This is a genomic window from Sediminitomix flava (assembly GCF_003149185.1).
In the GTDB taxonomy this organism is placed as follows: Bacteria; Bacteroidota; Bacteroidia; order Cytophagales; family Flammeovirgaceae; genus Sediminitomix; species Sediminitomix flava.
On record NZ_QGDO01000013.1, the window covers coordinates 1 to 8,785 of the forward strand.

The 8,785-nt window shown below is 32.5% G+C and carries 10 protein-coding genes; all 10 read right to left on the minus strand.

Annotated features, from left to right (window positions below):
* Positions 1-167: 167 nt before the first annotated feature.
* The 10 genes from BC781_RS24915 to BC781_RS24960 all read right to left on the minus strand — a co-directional run bounded on the left by BC781_RS24915 (position 168) and on the right by BC781_RS24960 (position 8,653).
* Complete coding sequence (locus BC781_RS24915) at positions 168-980, minus strand: hypothetical protein (protein WP_109623195.1); 813 nt, start codon at positions 978-980, stop codon at positions 168-170.
* Positions 981-1,656: 676 nt separating this feature from the next.
* Positions 1,657-2,199 carry a hypothetical protein gene (locus BC781_RS24920; RefSeq protein ID WP_109623198.1) on the minus strand — a complete coding sequence of 181 codons (543 nt, stop codon included), beginning with the start codon at positions 2,197-2,199 and terminating at the stop codon, positions 1,657-1,659.
* Between the two features lie 194 nt (positions 2,200-2,393).
* The gene (locus tag BC781_RS24925) at positions 2,394-2,882 is read right to left on the minus strand and encodes a hypothetical protein (RefSeq protein WP_109623200.1); all 489 of its coding nucleotides are present in this window, start codon (positions 2,880-2,882) and stop codon (positions 2,394-2,396) included.
* Positions 2,883-3,058: 176 nt separating this feature from the next.
* Positions 3,059-3,634 carry a hypothetical protein gene (locus BC781_RS24930; RefSeq protein ID WP_109623203.1) on the minus strand — a complete coding sequence of 192 codons (576 nt, stop codon included), beginning with the start codon at positions 3,632-3,634 and terminating at the stop codon, positions 3,059-3,061.
* Positions 3,635-3,727: 93 nt separating this feature from the next.
* Positions 3,728-4,201 carry a hypothetical protein gene (locus tag BC781_RS24935; protein ID WP_109623205.1) on the minus strand — a complete coding sequence of 158 codons (474 nt, stop codon included), beginning with the start codon at positions 4,199-4,201 and terminating at the stop codon, positions 3,728-3,730.
* A gap of 92 nt (positions 4,202-4,293) precedes the next feature.
* Positions 4,294-4,992: a suppressor of fused domain protein gene (locus BC781_RS24940; RefSeq protein WP_109623207.1), complete on the minus strand. Its 699-nt coding sequence runs from the start codon at positions 4,990-4,992 to the stop codon at positions 4,294-4,296.
* A 119-nt stretch (positions 4,993-5,111) separates the two neighbouring features.
* Positions 5,112-5,459, minus strand: a complete 348-nt coding sequence (locus BC781_RS24945) for a hypothetical protein (RefSeq protein WP_109623209.1) — start codon at positions 5,457-5,459, stop codon at positions 5,112-5,114.
* 155 nt (positions 5,460-5,614) lie between these two features.
* Positions 5,615-7,132: a hypothetical protein gene (locus tag BC781_RS24950; protein ID WP_109623211.1), complete on the minus strand. Its 1,518-nt coding sequence runs from the start codon at positions 7,130-7,132 to the stop codon at positions 5,615-5,617.
* A gap of 131 nt (positions 7,133-7,263) precedes the next feature.
* Entirely contained in the window at positions 7,264-7,899 is a 636-nt protein-coding gene (locus BC781_RS24955) for a hypothetical protein (protein ID WP_109623213.1), read from the minus strand.
* A 112-nt stretch (positions 7,900-8,011) separates the two neighbouring features.
* Positions 8,012-8,653, minus strand: a complete 642-nt coding sequence (locus BC781_RS24960) for a hypothetical protein (protein WP_146201781.1) — start codon at positions 8,651-8,653, stop codon at positions 8,012-8,014.
* Between the last annotated feature and the right edge of the window lie 132 nt (positions 8,654-8,785).

An 8,785-nucleotide genomic window follows, 5' to 3' on the forward strand; every position in this document is an offset into this window, starting at 1 on the left:
TCCACTAATTCGATAAATATCAAAATAGGAGATAGAATTAGAATAGCTATAAATACTCTAACTAATATTTTCTTCATTAAGATTAGGGCTAACGACTCGGGCATGGTATCGCAGACAGGTTGCGTCGCAACTGGCTGTGGAATATGCCCCTTGTTGTGAGGTGTTATTTATATTTTCTTAAACGACCAATTGAATATATTGACTATCTCTTCTACTTCTTTGGGTGGCTTATTTTTCATGTAGCTTATAGCGAGTATTCCTTGTGAAAAATCTAATGTTTCTAAGCCAAATTTTGTTTCAAATGAATACTGCTCCAAATACTCAATATCTTCTTCTCTTAAGTGATAAAACTCTTGAACACCCAAAAGTTTGATCCCTTTTATCGTTTCCAATAACTCTTGAAATTCACTCTTTAAAATTGGTTTGTCTGTTTCTAATTCCTTTTGAATAACGTAAATATCTCTTTCGTCGTGTTGAAATAAATCAAATGCAATTCTAAGAGGTAACTTGTACTTATTGCAGACTGCTTTCCAATTAGCTTCACTCAATGAACTGACACTTATAGAATCTATGTCTATTCCAAATTCTAAAAGATTTTCTGATTTGAAAGAAATAATTGACTCTTGATTAGGAGCAAGCTTATTAAAGCTAATTTCATCTATTTCAGAATATGGTATTATTAAATCTTTCTTTGGTTTAGGAAATTCAACTACAAGCTTATTCTCATCCACCATTACTGAAACTTCATTAGGCATAACTATAATCCAATCATGATAAATAAAGTATGTGTTTAAAAGAATTATAAAAGTGCTTACTATAAGAATAACAATTAAAATATTTTGTTGGAGTACATCCAAAGAATTAGCTGCTAGAGCAGCAAGTATTGCCAATATTATAAATATGACTGCCTTCCTTTGACGATTTAAAGTCAGCGAAAAATTTTCTTGTCTTGTACGAAAAAATGGATTCTTATAGTTCATTAGCTTGTTTATTATACCTCACAACGACTCGGGCATGGTGTCGCAGGTAGGTTGCGTCGCATACCTAACTGTGCAATATGCCCCTTGTTACCGCTATTTTTTATTTATTTTTCAACTATGCAGAATGTTTAAAACTTATGATTTTCAAAGCTCTGCAAAACATTTTTCTTTTTTTACGCTTTGTTTTTCATTTCAAAACGTTCCGATTTTTAAAGTCAATTCCTTCTTTTACAGCTCTTTTATGAGTGTAAAATCTAATCGAAAATTCATTTATAGAATCTGATTAAATCCTAAAATCTATAGTTTGAAAAGATCAAATCGAAATACAAATTGGTTGGTTATCCGATAAAAAATCTGATTACAATAAAATCGAAATGTAGAAAAATCAAATCCAAAAATCGTATTTAAATCCGCTAAAATCTAAATGGAATATTCGGTTTAAAAATCCAAGAATCTAAAAAATTACGCAGAAAAATAAAGTCCAACTTATATTTCAGAATCTTGCCTAAATTGATCAAAAAGCACTGACCTTGTTTGATTTAAAGAAACAATTTCCACTAAAAATTTTATCGAATTTGGACTTTTTTAATTTGCTTAGCGGTAACGACTCGGGCATGGTGTCGCAGGCAGGTTGCGTCGCAACTGACCTGTGCAATATGCCCCTTGTTATGGTGATTTATTTAAATTTTTCTTTATCCTTAAAATAATGTAAGACTCCACCAAAACAGTCATATTCCCCTGTTAGGATTCCTTCATTAAATAATAGATGTGCTAAAAGTTTCATTTCTTCATCTGAGCTTGTCCTAACATTCCATTCATCTTGTTTTAAAATCTCAGTACTTAAGTTACTTAGATCATACAACATGCTTACACTATCTAACTTATCTGTTGGATAATCATAAAATCTAACGTTAAGTAATGCGTCAACATTCTTAAACTCAAAAAAACGATTTGATTCCAATAACAACTTTCTCGACTCACTCAAAGACTTATCCGAATAATCAAGGTTAAATTCGCGATGAATTGCCCCTTTTAAGAAATCCGCAGTCGTACAAATTTCTTTTACATTTCCAGTATTTAGATCTCTTATTTTACAAACCACAAAATATGAGAACGTACTTTCACTTTGTACTGCAATTGAGAACAATTCATTTTTTTTCTCATCTGAAGCTTGAAAAATAGAGAATACAATTAAAAAAGTCAGAAATACTGTTTTCATGTTTTATTTCACCATAACGTATCGGGCATGGTATCGCAGGCAGATTGCGTCGCATAGCTGCCTGTGGAATATGCCCCTTGTTATCTCTCTTTTTTATTACTTAAATTCAATTCGTTGAAAGTCCATGCCATAATTGCATTTTTAGGGTAGTCATTAAATACACTTGCAGAACAAATAATTGACCAAGATTCTATTTAATGAAAATGACCAAAACTTTGATCTGAAAATTCAATTTTAAGACACCCTCTAATGTACATACATGTTGCTACGAAATCATCAAAACCTAAACGGACTCCGTAGTAATTCATTCCATTTAAATTGTATTGCTGATCTTCAATTTTATAAACAGCATAATCCATTAAGATTTCTCTACTTACACTAAGAGTTGGGGGTATTATTGATCTAGCATTGATATAAACAGAATCATTCAAAATTGGTAATTCACCTTCATTACCTCCACTCATTACTCGAAGCTTATTTTCCTTATCTTTTCTTAGAAAGAGAAAGACTTTTTGTCCCTTTTTATATTCTTTCCACCTTGAAGCACAATCCCAATCTCTAAATTTTTTAATCCAAAGGTCTCCATCTATTCCTGTTAAACTACCTTCTATAGTAACTTTAAAATCACTTTCTCTAATCTCAGAAATTGTCCCCCAAACAATCTCATCGGCATTTTGTATCATTTCAAATAGCCTATTCGGAGTATACTTAGCGAAACATATACTTTGGCTAAAGAATAGAAGTAAAAAAATTAGATGTACTCGTTTCATTTCATGAGAGATAACGACTCGGGCATGGTATCGCAGGCAGGTTGCGTCGCATAGCTGCCTGTGGAATATGCCCCTTGTTGTAGCTTGTTTTACCATTTACTTATTATTTCTTTGATTACACCTCTTTCTGAGTTTTTGAATACTAATTCGATAGAATTTTCTCGATTAAATCTGTCATCTATTAATCTCGGTAATTCCTGTGCTTCAAAGAATTTTTGTATTTCCGATGAGCGTAAATTTTGCTTAAAATTTGGAGTGTCCCAAGGAATCCATTCACCATTTGAGACTTTGGATTCTGAAGGCAAAAAGACCTCTATCTTTTTAAAGCTAGCCTTGATTTCATAACTATCATTTCTTCTGTTAAATCCAAAGTAATCAGTGAAATCATTCGATCTATGATTATTAACAATCAGCCTTCCAATGATGTTTTCACCGTGATAGAATCCTCCGTTCCATTGGATCTTCGAAATACCCGACAAGAGTAAATAAGAATAGTCAATTTTAAATCCAACTTTTATTTCAAATGGGTTTTGATCACTAATTTGAGAATTCAAGTATGGAATAAGAAGGTCATCGCCACTTAAATAGGCATTCATGGAGTATGTTTCAGAAGTGTTGAATGCGTACTCGTAGTTTTTGAAGTCTATTAGTTTATTTCTATTCATTACTTAACAATGAGCTACAACGACCCGGGCATGGTATCGCAGGCAGATAGCGTCGCATGCTGCCTGTGGGCTATGCCCCTTGTTAGCTTGATTTTATTTTTCCAATTTCTTAGCGTCTGTAAAAACTCTTCTCCAACTTTCTTCAATTTTATGATCTCGAAATTTCAAGACTGTCAAAGAGCTATCAAAACAAATTATTTCGATTTCAGAATTAGAATAAAAGAATTCGTCAGGGTGTGACCAAATTCTCGAATTACCATCAGCAAAAGGTAAATCTTCCTCTCTTATATAGTTTAATCTATTTGTCATTCCACAAAAAATTCCCCAATTAAACTGAATATTATGTCCTTCTAAAATATCTAAAAGTTCATGTCCATCAAATTGAAAAAAGTCTGAATCAAGATTAATCTTGTTTGTGAATTTTGAGTCTGAAGAATCTAAAATCAAATAGTCTTGTTCAGCTACGAGCCAATTTAATGACTTAAATTTTTCTTTAAATGGACTTATCAGATTATTTAAATCCGAATGAAATTCTACTTGATTTGTATTTTCTAGAATTAATGCCATTTATTTTATTCAAGCTAACGACCCAGGCATGGTGTCGCAGGCAGATTGCATCGCATACTGCCTGTGGACTATGCCCATTGTTGGGCACTGCTTTATTTTCTAAACTTAAAAAATCTACTAAAACCTTTCTTCGGAGTCTCCTGACAAAAATTCTTCCTATTAAAATCTATCACCTCTCTTCCATTATTCTTAATCAAAAGATCCATGAATGAATCGAATCCATTCTTTATCTTGTAGTTAAGTTCCTCCTTATACATTGGAAATAGACCATAGATATTAATCACCCCATTTGGTGAATTAATTGTTCCAAATTCTTCAGGTAAAGTCACAGTTGGTAAAACTATACAACCACAATACTCTGTATCAACTGAATATGGTATCATCCCCTCATCAGCTTGTAATGTATGCCCCATTCCAATCCACGTATCATAGAAATGTGGAAATTTGGCTGATTGTTTAATCATTGAAATAATCCAATCATTCTTAGTTTTACTTGGATATATATCACCAAAATCAATCCCTTTAGGAATTAAAACCATTAATTCAGCAAACTTATAAGAGACAGAATCTTCTAGAATTTCATCGACATTCATTTCTATTGAGCTCATACCAGATGTTAGTAAAACATCAAATTGTAAATTATTTGACTGGATATGATATACATCTAAATGAATATCTAAGGTTGGAATTTCATGAAATACACGAACATTAGCTTCCTTGAAATATTTTTCGATATGTTTTTCAACTAACTCGTAGTGTTCTTGATACTGTTGCTTTTCTCTGAAATTCATTTATTATAGTCAGTTTATATTAAGTAGTTCTTAACGCTTGTGCCCAACGACTCGGGCATGATATCGCAGCCAGATTGCATCGCATATGGCTGTGGAATATGCCCCTTGTTAGGCATATTTTATTTTTTTGCTAAACCTGTAAAAAGCATCGAAATACCAGTGAAGAATGGTCCATAAACTATTAGAAAACTGTTCCCCATGTTTATTATTCCTGTATATGTCCCAATTGTTATTCCTGCCCCGATAAATGTTAAAACACCACCAGCAATCATTATTTCATTTCCTTTCTTGCTAGAGCTTTGTGTTAATGCTCTTTTCTGAACTTCATTATCTACTAATCTTACAATCACTTTAATATCTTCTTCAGGTATGTTTTTTACCTGTAGATCTTTCCTTACTTCATTTAGTTGAAAGTCTGGATGTTGCGACTTATCGATATAATAATCAACTAATTGCGATTTATTCATAATTCAAAAAATTATTATGTCTAACGGTTTGCATATGGCTTGTGGCGGTTTCGAAGCACTTTCCTGTCCACCGAAACCAAAGCTGGCTACGGAGCGAACACCTTGCTGGTAGCCGTTCACCCGCCATAAGCTATATGCTTTGTTGTGCAACGTTTTTATCCCAAATCATCTAGTTTTCTTGTCACTCCCATCGTCATTGAATCATTGTCTGCGAAATAATTTGATAATTCGATTTTTGGCAGCACGTTTGGACTTCTACCATTCTCAGAACCTGGGCCAACATCGCCAATTGCTCCTCCTAAACCAAAGAAAATATATTTTGAGATTAATGGCCAAGTTACTGTAATCATCAGCTTGGTAATGAAAAACCTCATAATTGGCTCCAATACGTATTTTAATATTTTACTTGCAACTCGATCTATTGAATCTGGTAGGATTGTATCAAGATGAAAATTCCTAATTGTAAAATTTGATGGATCCCAAAGTTCACCAACGAAGCCCAAATCTCCATTGTAAAATTCAATTAGCTGCCCTTTATATTTAATTTCATATTGCTCGGAAGTATCAACACTGCCCAATTTGGTTTTAAGTCGAAAAACTTTGAGCCATACTTTTAAATAAAAATCTAAGTAAAAACCTAGTTCCAAATTCAAATATGGATTTAATTGATCCCAAGATATACTTGCATGATCCTCCGTACTAATTTGTGCCTTATGAGATATTAGAAATGGTGGAATTTCCCAACTATCCTTGGATTTTGCCAAAACATTTCTTGACTTATTTGATTCACCAAGATTACTAGGTGAAAGGAGTTTTTCACTTGCTGTATTAGGAAGGAATAAGAATATTTCACTGTTCTTCGAATTTGAAGGGCGCGGATATTTTCCTACTGTTCGGCTAGGATAAGCACCACCACCAACTCTGAACTCGCCATTCTCATATGTTCCTGTCCCGAAAGTTCTGTCGTTTTGATCATCAATTTCGCACTGAGTGGGCTCTTTTCTTTCAAAAGACTCTGGCATGAATGTAATCAGGTCATCTCCTTCAATATTAACTTTCTTAATTACAAAATCTCCTGAGAAGATGATTTTTGGGAACATTATTGAGAAATCAACTATTTTAAACGGTGTGTTTAGTCTTTCAATTAGCCCGTTGGCAACAAGAAATCCTGCACTAGATTCTTGCATATTTATAAAATATTCGATTTGCTCATCAGTATATCCATAATCATTGCGTAAGGAATTAAAGTTTAGCTCTCTTTCCTCTTGATTATTTAATGTAGGTGGAAAACTCAGATATTTTTCATTTTCTCTTTGTAGAAAGGCAATACCATCTTTGGTAGAAATACTGAAGCCGATGTATCTAAAAACAATCCTGTGCTTACTTATATAACTGTTAGCATTATTCTTAGTTTTTAGAGTGAATTCGATTTCATAGTTCTCTACTTTAATATCATTTATATCATTATAATTCACCTTTGGATTTGGACTTAGGGCCTCGAAATCAGCGTAGATTCCTTCTAATGGACTCTCAAGCATTTCAGCACTCATATTACCAAAATATTCACCACTAAAGGCTTCTATTTGTTTTTCCCAAATATCTTTAGTGAAGGCTACCGCAGGTAAATCTTTATTTAGGCTTTTCAATTCACTATGTACTTTGTTAATATCCATGTTTTTTGTTTTAAGAGTTATTGTATTTATTTTCAATGTTGCACAACGATACGGGCATGGTGTCGCTGGCAGGTTGCGTCGCAACTGACAGTGAACTATGCCCCTTGTTGTGGGTATTTTTATACAGTTATTTAAATTTCAGTAAACTTGTTTATCCAAGCTTCTAAATCTTTTTGATATTTTTGTTGAGCAATTAAGACTAACTCTTCAGTACTTTCTATCGGATCTATTTTAAACTCAGATTTTAGCCATTTAATATATTCAGACCTATTCTTGCTTACATTATAATCAGCTAAATTTTTATAATACGATATCTCATCATAATAAACCATTGGTTCAGAATCGAAAGTGAGTATTTTCAATAAGTCTTTAAAATTATCTGCAATTGCATAAACTCCTTCCTCACTTCCAAAAATTACAATTGGGGTATCTTGTGTTAGTTCTCCATTATTTAACCAATATGCATACAAAGAACCTGTTCCATCGGCTTGGGCAAAAATTATAAATGAATCTAGAAAAGAATTATCAGTTGAATATGTTTTCAACATAAAGTCATTCTCATCAAACAACAGTTCAAAACCATTTGAATAGTAATCAGATTGTGAATCTAATGAGAATTCAAAGTTTCTCAACTTTATGTAATCACTTGGAATTTTGTGATTCTTAAAAAGTCTGTTTAATTCTTGATCGGTCATTTTATCTTGATTTGAGCAATTCAGAGAAAAAATAGCTGTTAAAATCAATATTTGTAGAATTGCTTTCTTCATTTATGATACTTGATGATTACCCACAACGTATCGGGCATGGTATCGCAGGCAGATTGCGTCGCATAGCTGCCTGTGGAATATGCCCCTTGTTATACCTTTTTTATTCTAATTTTTAGAAATAAGTGATTTTTCGAACTTCAATAAGCTGAGAAGGTTCTAAATCAAGTATAGTTTGACTAATCCTTCTTGAAATCCAATTACCCTTAGAATCAAAAACATAAGTATTGTAATAATTAGTATCCATCAAGGTATTATCTACATAATGTTTTGATTTTTTTAAAAATCCTTTAGGGTCATAAAATTCTTCTAAATATGCTTTTGCTTTTTCCTTTTTATCATCATTAAAAAAAGTAGTCCTAGTGAAATTTGGAAGGTAATCATACTCAATATAGTATGGAGTTCCATAATAATCTTTTTGATAACAATTTAAAGGTTGCTCTTTAGCATTTAATTCTGTTATATAAACAGTATCTGATTTAGCTTCATATATATGAAACTGTTTCTTTATTAAAGAATTTTCATAATGATAAAGAATTCTATGGTCATTATAAATAGACGCAATTATAAGATAGTCATTACTATACATTTCAGTAAAACTTATGATTGTACTGTCATTTCTAATTACCGATGTTTCAATTCTTTGTACCTCTCCTTTTAAATTAAGATCATTCCAATACCACCTATCTGGAGCAACCTTTGTGCAACCAAAAAGAATTGTGACAAACAAACACAATATTATAGAAAGTACCCTCATTAGTCTGTTATGAATTGATTATTATTTTATTAGGTATAACGTATCGGGCATGGTGTCGCAGACGGGTTGCGTCGCACCCGACTGTGCAATATGCCCCTTGTTGTAGCCTTTTTATTTTTTTAATATTATAAA